This is a genomic window from Rhizobium sp. NZLR10 (assembly GCF_019685125.1).
GTDB lineage: Bacteria > Pseudomonadota > Alphaproteobacteria > Rhizobiales > Rhizobiaceae > Rhizobium.
In genome coordinates, this window is record NZ_JABDWE010000013.1 from 54,319 (window position 1) to 73,304 (window position 18,986).

At 62.2% G+C, this 18,986-nt stretch carries 19 protein-coding genes; 10 read left to right on the forward strand and 9 right to left on the reverse strand.

Features of this window, described 5'->3' with window-relative positions:
• Positions 1 to 35: 35 nt before the first annotated feature.
• The 4 genes from HJB82_RS19650 to thrC are packed head-to-tail and all read right to left on the reverse strand — an operon-like array spanning position 36 to position 6,312.
• Positions 36 to 2,948, reverse strand: coding sequence for a sensor domain-containing phosphodiesterase (locus HJB82_RS19650; RefSeq protein ID WP_207583238.1), 2,913 nt, complete (start codon positions 2,946 to 2,948; stop codon positions 36 to 38).
• Entirely contained in the window at positions 2,945 to 3,559 is a 615-nt protein-coding gene (locus HJB82_RS19655; protein WP_207583239.1) for a GNAT family N-acetyltransferase, read from the reverse strand. The genes HJB82_RS19650 and HJB82_RS19655 overlap by 4 nt, the downstream gene beginning before the upstream one ends.
• A 26-nt stretch (positions 3,560 to 3,585) precedes the next feature.
• Entirely contained in the window at positions 3,586 to 4,884 is a 1,299-nt protein-coding gene (locus HJB82_RS19660; RefSeq protein ID WP_207583240.1) for a pitrilysin family protein, read from the reverse strand.
• Positions 4,885 to 4,887: 3 nt separating this feature from the next.
• On the reverse strand, positions 4,888 to 6,312 hold the full coding sequence (thrC, locus tag HJB82_RS19665) for a threonine synthase (RefSeq protein WP_221141067.1): 1,425 nt from the start codon (positions 6,310 to 6,312) through the stop codon (positions 4,888 to 4,890).
• A 276-nt stretch (positions 6,313 to 6,588) separates the two neighbouring features.
• On the opposite strand from thrC, the gene HJB82_RS19670 reads away from it, so the two are divergent.
• The gene (locus HJB82_RS19670; RefSeq protein WP_207584265.1) at positions 6,589 to 7,230 is read left to right on the forward strand and encodes a hypothetical protein; all 642 of its coding nucleotides are present in this window, start codon (positions 6,589 to 6,591) and stop codon (positions 7,228 to 7,230) included.
• A 195-nt stretch (positions 7,231 to 7,425) separates the two neighbouring features.
• Here the strand turns inward: HJB82_RS19670 and HJB82_RS19675 are convergent, their stop codons facing one another.
• Together HJB82_RS19675 and HJB82_RS19680 are read right to left on the reverse strand one after the other, a co-directional pair.
• Positions 7,426 to 8,115 (reverse strand): HAD family hydrolase, encoded by a 690-nt coding sequence (locus HJB82_RS19675; RefSeq protein WP_207583242.1) that lies wholly within the window; start codon positions 8,113 to 8,115, stop codon positions 7,426 to 7,428.
• 165 nt (positions 8,116 to 8,280) lie between these two features.
• A complete protein-coding gene (locus HJB82_RS19680) occupies positions 8,281 to 10,107 on the reverse strand; it encodes a methyl-accepting chemotaxis protein (RefSeq protein WP_207583243.1) in 1,827 nt (608 codons plus the stop codon).
• A gap of 362 nt (positions 10,108 to 10,469) precedes the next feature.
• On the opposite strand from HJB82_RS19680, the gene HJB82_RS19685 reads away from it, so the two are divergent.
• Together HJB82_RS19685 and HJB82_RS19690 are read left to right on the forward strand one after the other, a co-directional pair.
• Entirely contained in the window at positions 10,470 to 10,688 is a 219-nt protein-coding gene (locus HJB82_RS19685) for a hypothetical protein (protein ID WP_221141068.1), read from the forward strand.
• A 387-nt stretch (positions 10,689 to 11,075) separates the two neighbouring features.
• Positions 11,076 to 11,498: a hypothetical protein gene (locus HJB82_RS19690; protein ID WP_221116910.1), complete on the forward strand. Its 423-nt coding sequence runs from the start codon at positions 11,076 to 11,078 to the stop codon at positions 11,496 to 11,498.
• Positions 11,499 to 11,641: 143 nt separating this feature from the next.
• Here HJB82_RS19690 and HJB82_RS19695 read toward each other — a convergent pair whose 3' ends face one another.
• Positions 11,642 to 12,535 (reverse strand): LysR family transcriptional regulator, encoded by an 894-nt coding sequence (locus HJB82_RS19695; RefSeq protein ID WP_207583247.1) that lies wholly within the window; start codon positions 12,533 to 12,535, stop codon positions 11,642 to 11,644.
• Positions 12,536 to 12,755: 220 nt separating this feature from the next.
• Here HJB82_RS19695 and HJB82_RS19700 point away from each other — a divergent pair, with 220 nt between their 5' ends.
• Positions 12,756 to 13,490: an SDR family NAD(P)-dependent oxidoreductase gene (locus HJB82_RS19700; protein WP_221141070.1), complete on the forward strand. Its 735-nt coding sequence runs from the start codon at positions 12,756 to 12,758 to the stop codon at positions 13,488 to 13,490.
• A 76-nt stretch (positions 13,491 to 13,566) separates the two neighbouring features.
• Complete coding sequence (locus HJB82_RS19705) at positions 13,567 to 14,166, forward strand: NADPH-dependent F420 reductase (protein ID WP_221141072.1); 600 nt, start codon at positions 13,567 to 13,569, stop codon at positions 14,164 to 14,166.
• 176 nt (positions 14,167 to 14,342) lie between these two features.
• Here HJB82_RS19705 and HJB82_RS19710 read toward each other — a convergent pair whose 3' ends face one another.
• Positions 14,343 to 14,921: a TetR/AcrR family transcriptional regulator gene (locus HJB82_RS19710; RefSeq protein ID WP_221116914.1), complete on the reverse strand. Its 579-nt coding sequence runs from the start codon at positions 14,919 to 14,921 to the stop codon at positions 14,343 to 14,345.
• Between the two features lie 159 nt (positions 14,922 to 15,080).
• Between HJB82_RS19710 and HJB82_RS19715 the strand changes: the two genes are divergently transcribed.
• Genes HJB82_RS19715 through HJB82_RS19725 form a run of 3 tightly spaced genes read left to right on the forward strand, consistent with a single transcriptional unit; the run spans position 15,081 to position 17,378 of the window.
• Positions 15,081 to 15,716 carry an NADPH-dependent F420 reductase gene (locus tag HJB82_RS19715; RefSeq protein ID WP_207583251.1) on the forward strand — a complete coding sequence of 212 codons (636 nt, stop codon included), beginning with the start codon at positions 15,081 to 15,083 and terminating at the stop codon, positions 15,714 to 15,716.
• Between the two features lie 52 nt (positions 15,717 to 15,768).
• The gene (locus tag HJB82_RS19720) at positions 15,769 to 16,710 is read left to right on the forward strand and encodes an SDR family oxidoreductase (protein ID WP_221116916.1); all 942 of its coding nucleotides are present in this window, start codon (positions 15,769 to 15,771) and stop codon (positions 16,708 to 16,710) included.
• A gap of 5 nt (positions 16,711 to 16,715) precedes the next feature.
• On the forward strand, positions 16,716 to 17,378 hold the full coding sequence (locus HJB82_RS19725) for an NADPH-dependent F420 reductase (protein WP_259673842.1): 663 nt from the start codon (positions 16,716 to 16,718) through the stop codon (positions 17,376 to 17,378).
• Between the two features lie 161 nt (positions 17,379 to 17,539).
• Here the strand turns inward: HJB82_RS19725 and HJB82_RS19730 are convergent, their stop codons facing one another.
• On the reverse strand, positions 17,540 to 18,226 hold the full coding sequence (locus tag HJB82_RS19730) for a helix-turn-helix transcriptional regulator (protein ID WP_221141074.1): 687 nt from the start codon (positions 18,224 to 18,226) through the stop codon (positions 17,540 to 17,542).
• 71 nt (positions 18,227 to 18,297) lie between these two features.
• Here HJB82_RS19730 and HJB82_RS19735 point away from each other — a divergent pair, with 71 nt between their 5' ends.
• Positions 18,298 to 18,627 (forward strand): NIPSNAP family protein, encoded by a 330-nt coding sequence (locus tag HJB82_RS19735; RefSeq protein ID WP_221132239.1) that lies wholly within the window; start codon positions 18,298 to 18,300, stop codon positions 18,625 to 18,627.
• The gene (locus HJB82_RS19740) at positions 18,624 to 18,974 is read left to right on the forward strand and encodes an antibiotic biosynthesis monooxygenase (protein ID WP_221132238.1); all 351 of its coding nucleotides are present in this window, start codon (positions 18,624 to 18,626) and stop codon (positions 18,972 to 18,974) included. The genes HJB82_RS19735 and HJB82_RS19740 overlap by 4 nt, the downstream gene beginning before the upstream one ends.
• The last annotated feature ends 12 nt before the right edge of the window (positions 18,975 to 18,986 follow it).

Consider the following 18,986-nt stretch of genomic DNA (forward strand, 5'->3'; position numbering starts at 1 on the left):
CCGAGGCCGGTAACCGATGAAACCGGCAGGTCATCTCACGCCCGCTTGGTCAGCGGAAACCGCTCCCGCAGCAGCCGCAGCACCGATTCCGAAGCGATCGGCGGCCCGAACAGATAACTTTGCCCGTAGTTGCAGCCCATCTTGGCGAGCTCGATCGCATCCTCGTTGGATTCGATCCCCTCGGCCACCACCTTCATTTCAAGTTCGCGCGCCATGGCGATCACCGATCTGAGCACGGTCGCCTTCTTGTCGCTGCCGTCGCGCACCAGGGCCTTGTCGAGCTTGATCATGTCGAAGGGAAAACGGGTGAGATAGGCGAGCGAGGAATAGCCGGTGCCGAAATCGTCGAGTGCCAGGCCGATGCCGGCTTCCTTCAGCTTCTGCAGCACGAGCCGGGCCTGTTCCGGATTTTCCATCACCATGGATTCCGTCAGTTCGAGCTTGAGGCGCGAGGGCTGGCAATGCGTCTTGGCAAGAACCGAACGCACGTCGTCATAAAGCTCGTTGTTGAGCAGCTGCACGCTCGACAGATTGATCGACACGAAGATCGGCAATTCGCCGGTCAGTTGCTGCCAGCTCATCAGATCGTTGGTCGCCTGTTCGAGCGCGAACATGCCGAGCGCGCCGATGAGATCGGAGGCCTCGGCGATCGGGATGAATTCGGAGGGCGGGATGTTGCCGCGTTTGGGATGTTCCCAGCGCATCAATGCCTCGAAACCGGCGACCTCGACATCCTCAAGCCGGGCGATCGGCTGGTAGACCATCGACAATTCCTTGCGCTCGATGGCGCGGCGCAGATCCGTTTCCAGCTGCAGCCGGTCGGTGCCGAAGTCGCGGAAGGCCGGCTGGAATGGCTCGACACGGTTGCCGCCGGCCCGTTTTGCCCGGTACATGGCAAGCTCTGCGTCGCTGAGCAGGCCGGTGGCGCTCTCCTGACGGTCTACCCAGGAGGTCAGTCCGATCGAGGCCGTCAGGATGATCTCGCGGTTGGCGAAGTTGATCGGCACCATGATCGCCTTGCTGATCGCATCGGCGAAATCGGCGACCTTGGTCGGATTGTGCTCGGAAACCAGGATCAGGCCGAACTGATCGCCGGCCAGCCGCGCCAGCGTGTCCTGCGGTTTCAACAGCCGGCGCAGGCGCCGCGTCAGCGCGATGAGGATATTGTCGCCGGCAGCGACCCCGAGCGAATCATTGACCAGCTTGTAGCGGTCGATGTCGATCACCATCACCGTGGGCTTGAGCGTATCGCCGCCCGGCGCCAGCGCCAGGACCGACTGCAGCCGGTCGAGGAACACCTGCCGGTTCGGCAGCCCGGTCAGATTGTCGTGCAGCGCATCGTGCAGCAGCCGTTCGACGGAGTTCTTCTGCTCGGTCACGTCGACGATCGTGCCGACGCAACGGATGATTTCGCCGTTGGAGCCGAGCACCGGCCGGGCGCGGATCAACAGCCAGTGGAAATGCCCGTCCTCGGCGCGGATGCGGAACTCGTGGTTCAGCCGGCCGCGCCGGTGTTCGAGCAGCACGTCGAGCGTGGCGCGGAAGCGGTCGCGGTCATCGGGATGCAGCCGCGGCAGCCAGTTGCGCGCTGCGCCATGCATGGTGCCGGGGGAAAGGCCGAGCTTGGTCGAGACGTCGGGAATGGTGACGACGCGGTCGCGCGCCACGTCCCAATCCCACACCATGTCGCCGGATCCGGTCAGCGCCAGCGATTGCCGCTCAAGATCGGAAAACAGCCCCTGCTGGAAGGCGCCGCCGGCAAAAGCATGCTGCATGACGGTGAAGCCGATCAGAAGCACGATGAGCACCAGGCCGCCGCCGAGTGCCGGCTGGATGATGTCGTTGTCGAGCCGCCCGGTGACCGTCATCCATGCCCCGAACAGCCAGACGAGCGTCAGCGCCCAGGCCGGCACCAGGAGGATGGCGCGGTCGTAGCGATTGAAGCCGAGATAGATGATCAGCAGCAGCCCGGTCGCCGCCGTCAGCGCGAAGGAAAGCCTGGCGATGCCGGCGGCAATCGACGGATCGTAGATCGCCACGCCGAAGAGCAGGGCAAGGCCGAGCACCCAGGCAAGCGTCGCGTAGCCGAGATGCGCATGCCAGCGGTTGAGGTTGAGATAGGTAAATAGGAAGATGACGAAACTGGAGGCGAGCGCCACTTCCGCGCAGGCGCGCCATATTCGCTGGTCGGCGGAGGCGACGCTGATCAGTTTGCCGAGAAAACCGAAGTCGACGCAGATATAGCCGAGCACCGCCCAGGCGAGTGCGGCGGTCGCCGGCAGCATCGAAGTGCCCTTGACGACGAAGAGGATGGTCAGGAACACCGCCAGCAGGCCGGCAATGCCGAGCACGATGCCGCGATAGAGCGTGAAGGCGTTGATCGTGTCCTTGTAGGCGTTCGGTTCCCAGAGATAGATCTGCGGCAGCTCCGGCGTCGACAGCTCGGCAACGAAGGTGATGACGGCGCCGGGGTTCAGCGTAATGCGGAAGACGTCGGCCTCGTCGCTCGGCTGCCGATCGAGCGCAAAACCTTCGCTCGGCGTGATGGCGCTGATGCGCTGCGAGCCGAGATCCGGCCAGAACAGCTTGGAATTGACCAGACGGAAATGCGGCGCGACGATGACGCGTTCGAGCTGTTCCTCCGAAACATTGGCAAGCGCAAACACCGCCCAGTCACCCTGGTGGTTCTCCGAGCTTGCCCTGACCTCGATGCGGCGGCGGATACCGTCGGCGCCGGCAGCCGTCGAAACCTGAAAGGCCTCGCCCTGATTGACGTAGATTTCGGTCGTCGCGGTCAGGTCGAGCGCGGTGTCGTCACGGGAAATCTTCACCGGTTCGGCCGCCTGGGCAGCGCCCGCCACCAAGGCGAAGACTGCCAGGAAAAGGGCTGCGATCACCGCGATCATTCGTCCGGACGGTGACTTGGGCAGCATGCGGTCTCTGGTCATCGGCTGTCGGGTTTCCTGCCGTTATCCGTATCGGTGGCGAGACGTGAAAACATCACATGGTCATGCCACTGACCGTTGATCTTCAAATATCCGCGCAAATAACCCTCCTGCTGAAACCCGGCCTTTTCAAGCAGGCGGATGCTGCGCGCGTTATCTGGAATACAGGCTGCTTCGATACGGTGCAACTCAAGCCCGGCGAAGATGTAAGGAATAACCAATTGCAGGGCGGCGAACATATGCCCCTGGCCGGCATGGCGTTCGCCCATCCAGTAGCCGATCATGCAGCTTTGTGCCGCACCCCGCCTGATATAGCCGATGGTGACGCCTCCGACGAGGGTGTGGTTCTCCTTGAGGAAAATGAACAGCGGCACCGCTTGGCCCGAGGCATATTCCTGCTTGCCGCGGATGACGCGGGCGCGGTAGGCGCCCTCCGTCAGCTCGTCGCGCCGCCAGGTCGGCTCCCAGGGTTCCAGGAACTTGCGGCTTTCGGCGCGCAGCCGGTGCCATTGGTTGAAATCCTGATAGCGCGGCAGGCGCAGCAGATATCTGTCGTTCTCCAGCTCCACCGCTTCCGGTTGCCGCGACAGAAACCGAAACACCGATTTTGGCATCGATCACTCCCGGCAGGACGAACGGCTCAGCGGCCGGCCTGCATCGTCTTCGGTGCCGGGACCGAAAGCGAAGCGGTGATGTCTTCCATCGGTGCGAGCTGGTCCAGCGGTCCGATCGCCGAAAGCGTCGGCACCGTGTCGTAGAACAGCCGGCCGGCGAGATCCGTCAGCCGCTCGATGGTGATGCCCTCAAGCCGTTCCATCATCTCCGGATTGGAGATCGGCCGGCCGTAAAGCATCATCTGCCTGGCGATCTGGCCGGCGCGCGACGCCGGGCTTTCCTGGCCCATCAGCAATTGGGCGCGGATCTGGGCGCGGGCGCGCTCGATTTCCTTCTGGTGGATCTGATCGGCGGATTTGTGCAGCTCGTCGATGATGACGGGCACCAACTGCGGCAGGTTTTCGCCGCCGGTCGCGGCATGAATGCCGAAGATGCCGGTGTCGGAAAAGCCCCAGTGGAAGGCATAGACCGAATAACAGAGGCCGCGGAACTCGCGCACTTCCTGGAACAGCCTGGAGGACATGCCGCCGCCGAGGATATTGGCAAGGATCTGGGAGCAGTAGAAATCGCGGGCGTGGTAGGGTTTGCCCTCGAAGCCGAGCAGGATCTGGGCGTCCATCAGGTCGCGCGGTTCGCGCACGCTGCCGCCGATATAACGCGCCGCTTCCATGACCGGCGGCGCCGAAGGCTCGCTCGGCAGGCTGGCGAAACGATCCTCGACCATCCGCAGGAATTCGTCGTGTTCCACGGCGCCGGTGGCGACGATGAACATGCGATCGGTCGTGTAGTTGCGGCCGAGATAGCCGCGGATCTGCTGCGGCGTGAAGGAGACGACGGTCTCCGGCGTGCCGAGGATAGCCCGGCCGAGCGTCTGGTCGCGATAGGCGACTTCGGAGAACCGGTCGAACACCACGTCGTCGGGCGTGTCGTTGGCGGCATTGATCTCCTGCAGGATTACCTGCTTCTCACGCTCCAGCTCCTCCTCCTCGAAGGCCGATTCCGTCAGGATGTCGGCAAGGATATCGACGGCGAGCGGCACGTGGTCCTTGAGGACGCGGGCGTAATAAGAGGTCGTCTCGGTCGACGTCGCGGCGTTGACCTCGCCGCCGACATCCTCGATTTCCTCCGCGATCTGGCGGGCCGTGCGGCGCCCCGTGCCTTTGAAGGCCATGTGTTCGAGCAGGTGGGCGATGCCGTGCTCGTCTGCCGTCTCGTTACGCGATCCCGATTTGATCCAGACTCCGAGCGCAACGCTTTCAAGGTGCGGCATGGTTTCTGTCACTACTGTCAGCCCGGATTTCAGCCGGGTGCACTCAACTGTCATTGGCTATCTTTCTGCGCCTGCCGTCGTCTTGTCGCGGGCATGTCTGCCGATAAAGCTTTCTACGGCTTTGAGCTCCGGTTCGATGATCTGGAAGCGCTCCTCCCTGTGCATCAGATCAGCAAGCCACGTCGGAAGCGCCGGGTCAATACCGCAGGCCGATTTTACGGCGGCGGGGAATTTCGCCGGATGCGCGGTCGAAAGCGTCACCATCGGCGTATTCGGCTTTTCCTTCTTCTTGGCAACGAAGACGCCGATCGCCGAATGCGGATCAAGCAGATAACCGGTCTCGGCATGGATCGTACGGATCGTCTCGGCCACCTGCTTCTCGCTGGCGCGGCCGGCGCGGAAGTCGCGGCGGATCGCCTTCAGCGCTTGCGCGCCGATCTCGAAGCCGTTGGATTGCTTGAGGCTTTCCATTGCCGCGCGCACCTTCGAGGCGTCGCGCCCATAGGCCTCGAACAGCAGCCGTTCGAAGTTCGAGGAGATCTGGATGTCCATCGACGGCGAGCTCGTCGCCTTGACCGCCTTCATGTCGTAGCGGCCGGTCTTCAGCATACGCTCGAGAATGTCGTTTTCGTTGGTGGCGATCACCAGCCGGTCGATCGGCAGGCCCATGCGCTTGGCGCAATAGCCGGCGAAGATATCGCCGAAATTGCCGGTGGGCACCGTGAACGAGATCTTCCGGTCCGGCCCGCCGAGTGCGACCGCCGCCGTGAAATAATAGACGATCTGGGCCATGATGCGCGCCCAGTTGATCGAGTTGACACCGGAGAGGCCGACCTTGTCGCGGAACGCCGCGTCGTTGAACATCGCCTTCACCAGGTTTTGGCAATCGTCGAAATTGCCCTCGACGGCAAGCGCATGCACATTTGCTGAAGACGAGGTGGTCATCTGCCGCTGCTGCACCGGCGAGACCTTGCCATGCGGGAAGAGGATGAAGATGTCGGTGCGCTCGCGGCCGGCAAAAGCGTCGATCGCCGCACCGCCGGTATCGCCCGAGGTGGCGCCGACGATCGTCGCCCGTTCGCCGCGCTTTTCCAGCGCATAATCCATCAGCCGGGCCAGCAGCTGCATCGCCACGTCCTTGAAGGCGAGCGTCGTGCCGTGGAACAGCTCCATGACGAAGCTGTTCGGTCCGGTCTGGACGAGCGGCGCGATCGCCGGATGGCGGAAGGTGCCGTAGGCCTCGTCGATCATCGCCCGGAAGGTCGCCTCGGGGATCTCGCCATTGGTGAAGGGCGACAGGATGGTGAAGGCGATCTCCTGGTAGCTCTTGCCGCGCAGCGCCCGGATCTGTTTTTTGGAGAAGCTCGGAAATTCACGGGGAACATAGAGCCCGCCGTCGCGCGCCAGCCCGGTCAGCAGGGCGTCGCAAAAGCCGAGGGCAGGGGCCTCGCCGCGGGTCGAGATATAGTCCACGTTCGTCATCCTTGATCTATCGCTGGAGGAAATCCGGTCGGGCTGACCGGTGGCCCGCACTGCCGGAAACCGGGCCCGGAAATCGAGAAGGGGCTGCCTTCAGGCCATACCATCGCCGTTATCTTGTTGAAGTTGCCCGCATCCGGCGGCGAAAAGTGCATCAAAACGGCGCGTACCCAATCGATTTTTGTTTTCGCCGCTGATATAGACCATCGCAAACCGTCGTGAAAGGCCTCACGGAAAAGACCTGGGGCCTCCAAGAAACGCTTGTACAAAGGGTGGAACATAGTGCTCGGCAAGGTCTCGCGTCTCATTATCTCAGCTTCCCTCCTTGCCCTGCTCGCCGGCTGCGATACGCTCGGCACCGGTGGTGACAGCAAGTCGGCGCCTACACAGCCGAACGGCACCGCCCAGATCATGCCGCTGGCACCGGCCAACCCATCCTCGAACAATCCTTCGATCGGCACGGCCACGACGGCACAGGGCGCTGTCGCCCCCGTCGTCCAGGGCGCCTGCCCGCAGATCTTCATGCGCGACCAGGATGCGATCTTCCGCACTTATGCCAAGGGCAAGAAGGATGATCCGCAGCAGATCGTTTTCCAGGCCTCGTTCGGCGATTACACTCGCCAGTGCTCGCTGAGCGACACGAACCTGACGATGACCGTCGTTGCCCAGCTGCGCCTGATCACCGGCCCGGCCGGCGCCCCCGGCCCGGTGACGCTGCCGATCCGCGTCACCGTCGTCGACGGCGAGACGGTGCTCTATTCCGAAGTCACCAAATTCCCGACCGAGATTCCGGCGGGCGCACCGGGCACCCAGGTGATCTTCCGCAAGGACGGCATCAAGATGCCTGTCGGCTCCGGCGCGCTGGTGCGCGTCAACGTCGGCTTCGACACCCAGCCGGCCAAGACCAAGAAGAACAGCTAAAGCGATATCGGCGACCGGGGGCCGGATGCCCCACTTTGCCTCATTCCCGTGCATGTCACAGGAATCCAGCCACGGCGCGTCGGCGCCGTGAACGACTCTGATGCGATGAAGCCGCTCTCCCGCGCCCAAGGACTTGGGCGCACTGGATTCCTGTGACCAGCACAGGAATGAGGGGAGAGGCTCGGCGCCCAGACTTTAGAGAACGTTGTCCCAGGCGGCCAGCGCGGCGACGACGCCCGGCAGGTCGTTCATGCGGGAGATCGCGGTTTCGGCGCCGGCATCCGTCAGTTTGTCGGCATGGGCGGGATAGCTGTGCGAGGCACCGGTAAAGCCGATGACCCGCATGCCGGCGGCGCGCGCCGCATGCACGCCATGCACGGAATCCTCGACGACGACCACCTTGGCCGGTGACACGCCCATCCGGCTTGCGCCGTGCAGGAAGATGTCGGGTTTCGGCTTGGCGCGGTCGGGGCCGAGATCCTTGGCGGAGAAGATATTGGGCGCAAACAGCGGCTTCAGCCCCACCTTGCCCAGCATCATGTCGAGCCGCTTGCTGCTCGAATTCGAGCAGATGCAGCGCTTCATCGGCAGCCTGGAGACGGCGAATTCGACGCCTGGAATGGCCTTGACGTCGGCGGCCAGCCTGAGGTCGAGCATCTGCTCGGACTTTTCGAGCAGCGAGGCCGAAAACGGAATGCTCGCCTCACGTTCGATCTGCAGCAGGATGTTGCGCCATGTCATGCCGGCGAAGCGTTCGCCCATTTCCTCGACGCTGATCGGATATCCGGCCTCCGTCAGAAGCGCGGATTCAACTTCCGCGGCGATGATTTCCGAATCGACGAGAACGCCGTCGCAGTCGAAGATGATGAGGTCGAAGCCGTCCATATGTTCACGCCTTGCTGGAAGTCTGGGCTGGAAGTCCGGATCTTGTCTGGGAATGCTGCGGCTTTACACGAAGCCCGGCCAAAGCTCAACCGGATCCCAAGCATGGCTGCGATGCGGCAAGCGACCGGCTCCGTGGTCGCTGCCGGATCGCCCCCCGTCAAGCCGTCAGGCCGCCAGCTGCCCACCCCGTCGTCCGGACTGCGTCGAAGCGGTCGCATGCAGCTTGAACCGGGAAACGAGTTCACGCAGCCTGGCGGCTTCCTGAGCCAAATGACCGGACGCGGCGGTCGATTGTTCGACCATCGCGGCGTTCTGCTGGGTCACCTGGTCCATCGAATTGACGGCGGTATTGACCTCGGCAAGGCCGGTCGACTGTTCTCTTGCCGATACGGCAATGGCATCCATGTGCTGATTGATGCGGGCGATCTGCTCGCTGATGGCGCTCAGGACCTGGCTGGTGTCGAGAACCAGTTTGACGCCGCTTTCGACTTCCACCGACGATTTCTGGATGTGGCCTTTGATTTCCTTTGCCGCCTGAGCCGAGCGCTGGGCGAGTTCGCGGACTTCCTGGGCCACCACTGCAAAGCCCTTGCCCGCCTCTCCGGCGCGCGCAGCTTCGACGCCGGCGTTCAGTGCCAGCAGGTTGGTCTGGAAGGCGATCTCGTCGATCACGCCGATAATGCTGGAGATCTGCTGCGACGAGGCCTCGATGCGGCGCATGGCTTCTTCGGCATGGGACACGACCTCGGAAGATTTGGCGGCATTGCGGTTTGCATCGGTCGCCTCGGTGCGCGCCTCGTCGGTCCGCTTGCTGGAGTTCGAGACATTGGCGGTGATCTGGTCGAGCGCTGCTGCGGTTTCTTCGAGAGAGGCTGCCTGCTGTTCGGTGCGTTTCGACAGATCACCGGCTCCGGACGCGATTTCCCTGGTGCCTTCGTCGATCGCCGCAATGGCAGCAGCGATGGCGCCGAGGGTTTGATCGAGCTGCCGGATCGACATGTTGAAATCATGCCGGAGGCCCTCGAAATCAGGTGCGAACGGTTCTTCGATCTGGAAGGCGAGATCGCCTGAGGCAAGCCGCTTCAGACCTGCGGCAAGGCCCGATGTCGCAACCCGCAGCCGCTCGGCCGCATCCTCCTCAGCCTGCTTGCGGGCCGTGACCCGTTCGGTTTCGCCCTGCAACCGAGCCGCCGCGGCGTCCTGCTCCAATTGCTTGTTGGCAATCGCTGCATGGCGGAAGATTTCGACAGCCGATGCCATCGTGCCGATTTCATCGGAGCGGCCAATGCCGGTGCAGGCAATGGCCGTGTCACCATCGGCGAGCTTCTGCATATCGCTGGAAAGCGCAAGGATCGGCTTGGTGACGCTCTTGCGGGTCAGGAAATAGAGGCCAATGGCGAACAACGCGGCCGCGGCCAGAAGCGCCTTCAGAACGATATCGACCGAGGCCTTGATGTCGGCGCTGCGCTTGGAAATGTCATCCGATACAGCGGTGATCTGGTCCCCGGCCTGTTCCATGGCCGTTTCCAATGTCGAGAACTGCTGCATGAAGTCCGGCAATGCCTTCAACGCGGCCGACGGATCCTTGCTCGCAAGGTCGACCATCTTCGTGGCGCTTTCCACATAGACGAGAAGGGGACGTTCGATGCCGGAAAGGACCGTTTTCGTTTGTCCGTCGGAGACAAGAGCCTTGTTGCCGTCAATCATCTCTCGGAACGATGCCTCGTGCTCCACAAGATCCGCCTTTACCGCGGCTGGGTCGATGCCGGCTGCCGGGTTCGACGCCAGCAAGGCGGCGAGCACGTCGGCGCGCAGCGCGTCATGCATCATATCGGCCTGCATGTGATTGCGCAGGATTTGCGCCGACTGCGCGACATCGGTGCTGTTTGCCGAGAGGGTGGAGGCAGACCAGATGCCGACCTCGGTGGCGCCGCCCGCCAGGGCGAATATCGCAACGCTTGCAATGATGATCTTGTTTTGGATCGACGCCATATCCGGGCTCTCACGTTAATGTAGAACCTGAGAATATCGGAACATGCTTAATGATTTCTCAGCGAGACGCCGTTAAGCCGCGTAAAAACAACGGGTTGTATTCTTTGCTTCATTCGATGAGCAGTTGAATGCTCTGGTCGATCGTGCAGAGGAGGAGCGCTTCAAGCACCGGGCGCCATTCGTGCCGAGGCAAAGGGCCCGCCCTTGTTCGGGTGAGCGAGCCCATCTAACCTACTGTTGCGGCAGGATGATCTTCTGACTGGTGGTATTCTTGACCGGCTTCTCGCCGGGCACATGCGACACCATCCTCATTGCGGGCTCACGGGCTTGGGCGTACCATCCAGGGCAATAGGAGAGGGACCATGAGGCTGTCAGCTCTTGCTCGATCGGCGGCAGCCGTAGCGCTGCTCTTTATCTTCACATCCACCGACGTCACCGCCAAGGGCGGCAAGCACCACAGAAGCTGTGCACAGCTGCAGGCGATGATGGACAACGGGCTGAGTGGCGGAAAACATGCCGGGGATGGGACCGAGAGAAGGGCCAAGGTAGAAAAGAAGATGAGGAAGAAGGGCTGCATTTAGGCCCGGTCGGCCCAGAACTGAATGCCGCTCTCATTCAGAGAGTTAGAGCAGACGTCATCCGAAAACCACACACACTTGGGCACCATGCTCTCGGCGCTGACGGAGGATTCCACCCGTGGACTACGAGAGCCGGCGACCAATGCCGACTGCCAGCCAACCTCTATTGCCGACGCGAAGACAATTCGACCAGGACGTGCGCGACAGGCTGTTACCTCAAGCGAGGCGGGTGCGAGATCGATGAAATCCGCGTGATCACCGGCTCGACACAGCCCCGGGACTACCTTTGGCATTCTCCTGCACTAGATGGCGCTCGGGGAAGAGGACGCCACCGCCGCTATGGGAAGAGGAGAGGCGGCATGCCAAGGAACGGACCAAGAGGAAGACTGCATGACGATCGAGGATATCATCGAAACCCTGGAAAAGACCGATATGCCCGACGGCCGGATCGACGCCTTCATCACCTGCGCCTTTTTGTTGAAGCAATTCCGGCCGGCCGAGCCGAACGATTTCGACGGTCCCTACGACTACATGCCGAGCAGCATCAGGTCGCAGCACGGCTTCCTGATGGCGCGGCCCTTCACTCACGACGTCAATCACGCCATCGATCTCTGCCGGGAAGTCCGGCCGGATGCGGTCTGGCACCTGGCCCGCGGCCGCCAGACATCTGACGATTGGCTTTACGGCGCGCAGCTGCGCGAGATCGAGGAAGGCGAAAACGTGCTGGGTGAAGCCGAAAGCAATCACGCCGCACTGGCGCTCACTCTCGCGGCGCTGCGGGCGCATGTGCGCCAGCAGGATCGGGTCCGGTGAGAGGATGTCGGGAAACATATGCTAAACGTCCCGACCATCGACTGATGCCATATTAAGCGGTTTCGGCGAATGACTCGTCAACCTCAAACATTGGGCAAAGTGGTCGAGATTCGTCGCTGCTTATGGAATGTGGACGATAGATTTTACCGAGACTTGTCACCTGCAAGAACACCCGCATGAGCACGCAGTCTCTCTGATATGTACTCCGTGAACAAGCGGACACGCTTGGTCTTTCGCGTCTCGCCCTGTGTCAGCACCCAGAGCGTTCCATGGGGACCGAGACCTGTGCCAGGAACTCTGACGAGCAGCGGCTCAGCATCTCCAACGAAGCTGGGAAGCGCCGAAATCCCTAAGCCAAGGCGCAACGCTTCGAGATGCGCTGCATCTTCTGGAACTCGGAACGGGGCTCCGGTAATTTCGACGGCATCGCCATGGGCCCACTCGGGCACGCCCTCTACGTTTTTCGTTATCCACCTGATGTGGCCCGAATTGCCGGCCGTCCAAGCCGCGAGCAGGTCGCGAGACATATAGACACCTACGGAGAGGTCTGGGCCTTTCACGCCGTGAAGGTTCTGTGGCAGCGAATTGCGGTCAAAAACGACTCTCAAGGCCACGTCGGCTTCGCGATTTGTCAGGTTCACATTTTCTAAAGAGGACTGGATCTCCATTTCGATTTCGGGGTGCTGTCGCATAAAAGCGGCAAAGTCAGGCATTAACAAATGTGTCGCTAGCGTGGGCGCCATTGTGACTCGCAGGGGACCACGCACGCCTTGATCACGGCCGGACACGCGGCTCACCAACAGATGAGAAGAAGCCTCCATCTGTTCCGCAAACTCTTGCACCTGTTTGCCAGCTTCAGTGAGGCGATAGCCCGCCGGCAGTTTTTCGAACATCTGCGAGCGGAGCCGGGCTTCAAGCTGGGCGATGCGCCTTAGCACCGTCGTGTGATTGACTTCGAGGTGGTCGGCGGCGGCGCGGACAGAACCGTGTCGTGCCACAGCGAGAAAATATCGAATGTCGTCCCAATCGATCGTCATGGTGTTCCTGGCCAACTCGTAATGCTGATGTCGTGAGGCGGTGCAATTAGCGTCATTCATATAAAGCAGTCGGTGTAATTATGCACCACGCTTGTGCATCTTTCTACACTGACAGCGCTGCTCTCAGCATCCTACCTGCATGGCGTACAAGGCGGGTCGGTGCGCTGCCCCCTCAAGCCTTTCTCCGGCTTCCGACCAGTTCCAACAAAGGATGCACAACATGACTAGACTGAATGGAAAGACCGCCGTCATCACCGGAGGCGCTACCGGCATCGGCCTCGCCGCCGCAAAGCGCTTCATCGAGGAAGGCGCGTTCGTCTTCATCTTCGGCCGCCGTCAGGAAGCGCTCGACGCCGCTGTGGCAAACCTCGGGCCTAATGCCCGCGCGGTGATGGGTTCGGTTTCCGATACGGCTGACCTCGACCGACTCTACGCAGCGGTGAAGGCTGAGCGCGGGACCCTCGACATCGTCTTCGCCAATGCCGGGGCGGGAAGCCAGCTTGCGCTTGGCAAGATCACCGCCGAGCACATTGACGAAACCTTCGACACCAATGTGAAGGGTACGATCTTCACGGTCCAGAAGGCGCTGCCGCTGATGGGCGAGGGCGGTTCGATCATCCTGACCGGATCGAGCGCCGGCACCACGGGCGCCGCGGGGATGACAGCCTACAGCGCGAGCAAGGCGGCGGTGCGCAACCTGGCACGGACCTGGGCGGAGGACCTGAAAGGCACCGGCATCCGGGTCAACGTGCTGTCGCCCGGGGCGACGGGGACCGAACTCGCAAAGGAAGCGTTAGGCGAGGAGGGCCAGAAGGTTTTCGCCTCGATGACGCCGCTCCAGCGTATGGCCGATCCGGCGGAGATCGGAGCGGTGGCCGCCTTTCTCGCGTCATCGGACAGCAGCTTCATGACCGCCAGCGAAGTTGCCGTCGACGGCGGCCTAGCACAACTCTGACGCACTACGCCCGGCCGGGCGCTCCATTCGATCGTTCGGAGCGCCGGAGGCGCGTGATAACCCAAGGAGAATATATATGAGCTACGCAATTATCGGCTTCGGCAATGTCGGCCAGGCTCTGGCCAAGGCGTTTGCCCGTAGAGGTATCGAAGTATCCGTTGCAACCACGCGCGACCCGGAAAGCTTTGCTTCCGCTGCGGCCGCGATCGGACCCACCATCATTCCCACAAAACTGGCGGAAGCGGTCAAGGCGGACATCATCTTTTTGGCTGTCCGTTTCGAGTCGCACCCGGATGTCGCAAAGGCACTCCCCACCTGGCAGGGGAAGACGATCGTCGATCAAACAAATGCCTACGGCGTGCCTCCTGAGGAACTGGGAGGACAGCCTTCTTCCAAGTTCGTCGCGCAGGCCTTCACTGGTGGACGACTGGTCAAGGGCTTCAACCATTTGGCCGCTGCCGTCCTTGACCAAGATCCGGCCGTACATGGTGGCAGGAGAGTTGTGTTCCTGGCGAGCGACGATGACGACGCCGCAATGGAGATTGGTGCGCTTGCGGAAAGTCTCGGTTTTGCGCCGATCAAACTTGGCGGGCTTTCGGAAGGTGGACTGCTCGTGCAGGCGCGCGGAAAGAGCTGGGGTCAACTGATCTTTAAGGACCTGGTCAAGTTCGACTGACCAATCAGGATCGCAAATTTTGATGCGATCCTGCCTCGTGGGTCACAACGTGTCCGCCTGGCTCGGACACAATTCCACGTAAGGAAAACGGAGAGATACGATGGGCATCGACGGCAGGCTAGTCCTTGCCGCCGATTGCGGGGAGTTGGCCTTCGATGCGGTCTATAGGCGGCGATTTAACAAGTCGCCTTCCTGATACCGTTGCTCGCCGGGTTTGTCAGGATGGCGCTCGCGATGATGTGAACGAGATGATCTGCCCTTGGCGCGAATGAGGGTAAGTCGACGAGCCAGCCGAGCGCCGACATCAGGCCGAACAGGTCGTCCCCATTCATATCAGCGCGCGCCGTACCTTCGGTCTGGGCACGGAGCAGCAGTCGCGCGCTCGCTGAGTGCACAGCTGCGCATGAAGCATAAAGAGCGGAGTCCGGGTTCGTGTGGGCGGCCGCCATCAGGGCGACAACGCCCTGATGGCTTTCGGCGAATGCTACCCATTCGCGGAACCAGGACAAGAGCGCTTCGTCAGCGGCGTCAGACGTTTCGAGTTCACCTGCCCTCTGTGTCAGGGCGTCCAGGTTCGTACGCAACAAGGCTTCGAACAAGGCTTCTCGCGTCGGGAAATGACGAAGCAGCGTCGCCAACCCGACGCCGGCCCGGCGGGCAATATCTCGCATCGACGCATCGACGCCATGCTCGGTGACGACGTCACGCGCGACCGAGAGGAGATGGCTGTAATTCTTTTGAGCGTCGGCTCGCATGTCTTGCCTTGATAATTGGATCGGTGATCCGTATATATGGATCACTGATCCAATTATGGCACCTGGATCAGTGATCCATCAGATAGGGTGGATCTGTGAAAATCGCAACAGAGCCGCTGCCCGACACGAAATGATGGCGAACGCCCGAGGAACACGAACATGAGCACGATCAGTATCATCGGATCAGGCAGCATGGCTGCAGCGATCGGCGGGCTTGCTGCCAAGGCCGGACACACCGTCGAGGTGACGAGTCGCGACGCCGCGAAGGCGCGGGCGCTGGCCGCGCAGATCGGAGCCGGCGCGACGACAGGGACGTTTGGCGCTGCCCCGGCTGGAGACATCGTTATCCTTGCGGTTCCCTACGCCGCCGTACTCGACGTGGTGAAGCAGTACGGCGAAGGGCTGGCAGGCAAGCTCCTCGTCGACATCACCAACCCCGTTGCCTCCGACTACACGAGCTTCGTGACCCCTGAGGACAGTTTCGGCGCACGGGAAATCACCAAGGCCGCCCCTGCCGATGCGGTAGTCGTCAAGGCGTTCAACACCCTGTTCTCGCATGTCCTGGCTGCCGGTCCAGTCGAGGACCGCCCGTTGGACGTGCTCCTCGCCGGCGACGACGCACAGGCGAAGGCACGCGTCTCGGCGTTCATCGAGAGCCTCGGACTGCGCCCCATGGATACCGGGGAGCTGCTTATGGCGCGGACGCTGGAGCACGCCTGCCTGCTGTCGCTGGGCCTCATGACCCACTCCGTCAAGCACACCAATTTCTCAATCGGCGTCAGCCTTCTCGGCTGAGTGAACCGGTACCATCAACTCCCGCATCACATCACCCACAAGGAACAGTAACATGCACGTTTTCGTCACTGGCGGGACCGGCCATTCCGGTCCGTATATCATTTCCGACCTTATCGCAGCCGGTCACGAGGTCACTGCGCTTGCCCGGTCGGACAAGTCTGCGGAAGCGGTGTCCGCGCTTGGCGCCAAGGTGCGTCGCGGCGACCTCGATGATCTCGATGGGTTAAAAGCGGCGGCCGCAGACTTCGACGGCGTCATCCACGTCGCGCACCGGCAAGACCTGCTTCCCACCGGTGGCCTCGACGCGGTGGCTGCCGCGGAGCAAAAGATCATGCTCGCATACGGTGAGGCTCTGAAGGGGACCGGAAAGCCGCTGGTCACGTCGGGGAGCATTGGCTCGCCGGGTTGGGAACATCTCGGCCGCCCAGCCACCGAGGAGGACGCCACCCTCTCTGGCGGCGAGAAGTTCAAGGGCACCTTGCGAGTTCGCAACATTGTCGAAACGACGGTGCTCGGTCTCGCCGAGCAAGGCGTGCGCTCTTCGGTCGTACGGATTCCGACGATCATGCACAGCACGAGCGACAATGCCGGTTTCCTCCCGATACTGATCGGGCTTGCGAAGGAGAAGGGCGTTGTCGGCTATCCCGGCGACGGCAAAAACAATTGGTCGGCCGTGCACGCCCGCGACCTCGCCGCCGTGTTCCGTCTGGCGCTGGAGAAGAGCCCCGCCGGGAGGAATTGGCATGCGGTTGCCGATGAGGCTATTGCGTTCCGCGAGATCGCCGAAGCCATCGGCAGCCGCTTGAACCTGCCGGCCGTGCCGATTCCCGCGGATGAGCTGATGCTGCCAGGCTTTTTCGGGTTCCTCGCGAATCTGGTGAAGCTGGACGTCGCCGCGTCCAATGCCATCACCCGCCGGGCCCTCGGCTGGGAACCCACTCAGCCCGGCCTGCTCAAGGACCTGGACAACGGCCATTATTTCCCCGCCGGCTGACCAGCTTGGACACGACGAGCATAACTCAACTCTTTAGGAGACTGCACATGAGCATTATCAGCATCATCGGCTCAGGAACCATGGCCGCAGCGATCGCTGGCCGTACAGCCAAGGCCGGACACACTGTCGAGGTTGTCAGCCGAGACCCCGCCAAGGCGCGGGCGCTCGCCGACCAACTCGCAGCTGGAGCGACCACAGGGGCGTACGGGACAGCGCCGGCGGGCGACATCGTCATCCTCGCCGTGCCGTACCAAAGTGCGGCGGCGGTGGTGGCCGACTTTGGGGACGCGCTCGACGGCAAGGTGATCATCGACATCGCCAACCCAGTTGCCCCTGACCTCTCGGGCCTCGTCACCCCTCACGACAGTTCTGGCGCGCAGGAGACCGCCAAGGGCCTTCCCGCCGGCGCGCACATCGTCAAGGCGTTCAACACGATCTTCGGTCACGTACTTGCCAGGGGTGGACGCCTCGACGCGTTCATCGCAGCCGACGATGCGGAGGCGAAGGCGCGCGTTTCGACCTTCCTCGAAAGTCTCGGGCTGCGTCCGTTCGACGTCGGCGGCCTGCACATGGCCCAGACGCTTGAGGCGCTCGGCCTGATGATGATCGGCCTGGCCAAAAACGGCGCCGGCACCTGGGACTTCGCCATAAACGTCGATCTTGGCTGAATCCACCGACACCACGTCCATACCGGCAGGTCCGCAACAACACTGGGAGCAAGTCGTTTCTCACGTCGTTCTCATCAACCAACCCAGTGGAGTTGTCTGGCGACGGCGGCTTTCCGGCTAGCCGGAACGGCGGTTGAAATTTTTTGCAGATCGCAGCAAACCTATGCATCGATCGGGAACAGCATCAGAAACTGCCGGTCGCCTTCCGGGGTAAAGAGGATCGAGCGGCTTTCAGCCGTGCGTCGCGCCCAGCTCTTGTCGAGGAAGTTTGACAGCAGCGCCTTGCCGAGGCTGCCGGCAAGATGGGCGCGTCTTTCGCTCCAGTCGAGGCAGGAGCGGCAGAGCGGCCGGCGCGAGGATCTGAGATCGCCGACATCGATGCCGATGCATTTGAGATCGTTTTCGCCCTTTTCGGTCAGCGCCAACCCGTCGCCGACCGCGTCGATCGAGCCTGAAGCAATCAGGCTGTCGAGCATGCGCACGCCGTAATCGCCGGCCAGATGATCGTAGCAGATGCGCGCCTTGCGCAACGCCGGCTCTTTCGGCCCCGGCTGGTGGCGCAGATGCCCGCGTCCGGCGGCAAAGCCCATCATGCTTTCGATCAGCCGGGCGACGGCCTCGTCGGCCAATGTGAAATAGCGGTGACGCCCCTGCTTGCGCTGGGCAAGCAGGCCACCGGCTTCGAGTTTGGCAAGATGTGTGCTCGCCGTCTGCACGGTGATGCCGCCGACGCCGGCAAGCTCGGTCGCCGTCAGCGCCCGGCCGCCCGTCAGTGCCGCCAGCATGTTGGCGCGGGCGGGATCGCCGATGAGCGCGCCGATCTGCGCAATGTCCGGACCTTCCTTCATACTTCGATCGTAACCGAAGCATCGCCGTCAGGCAATGTGCGAAAAAGGATGGAAAGCAAAAGGAGAAACCGATGATTACCTGCTTCATCCGCTACGAGATCGATCCTTTCAAGAAAGAGGCGTTTGCCGAATATGCCCGCAACTGGGGTCAGGCCATCCCCAGGAATGGCGCCGATCTGATCGGTTATTTCGGTCCGCACGAGGGGTCGGCGACCACGGCCTATGGCGTCTACAATATCGAAAGCCTCACCGCCTACGAGGCCTATCGCGCCAGGCTGGCCGCCGACCCGCTCGGCCGCGAAAATTACGAATTCGCCAGGCGCGAAGGTTTTATCCGCAAGGAGGATCGAATCTTCCTCAAAAACGTCTCCGCCCCTCACGCCAAGCTGGTGCTGTCATGATCGCCGTCATCTTCGAAGTCGTGCCCTATATGGGCGAGCGCCATAAATATCTGGATCTAGCCGGCGAATTGCGCGGCGAACTCGAAAAGATCGACGGCTTCATCTCGATCGAGCGTTTCGAGAGCCTGACGAACCGCGGCAAACTGCTGTCGCTTTCCTTCTTCCGCGACGAGGAGGCCGTCCGAAAATGGCGCAACCTCGAAGCCCACCGCGCCGCCCAGCAGGCCGGCCGCGGCGGCATCTTCGCCGATTACCGCCTGCGGATCGCCAGTGTCGTGCGCGATTACGGCATGTTCGAACGCGACGAGGCGCCGGCCGACAGCCGCAACGTGCACGATGCGGCGTGAGGACGGGGAGGG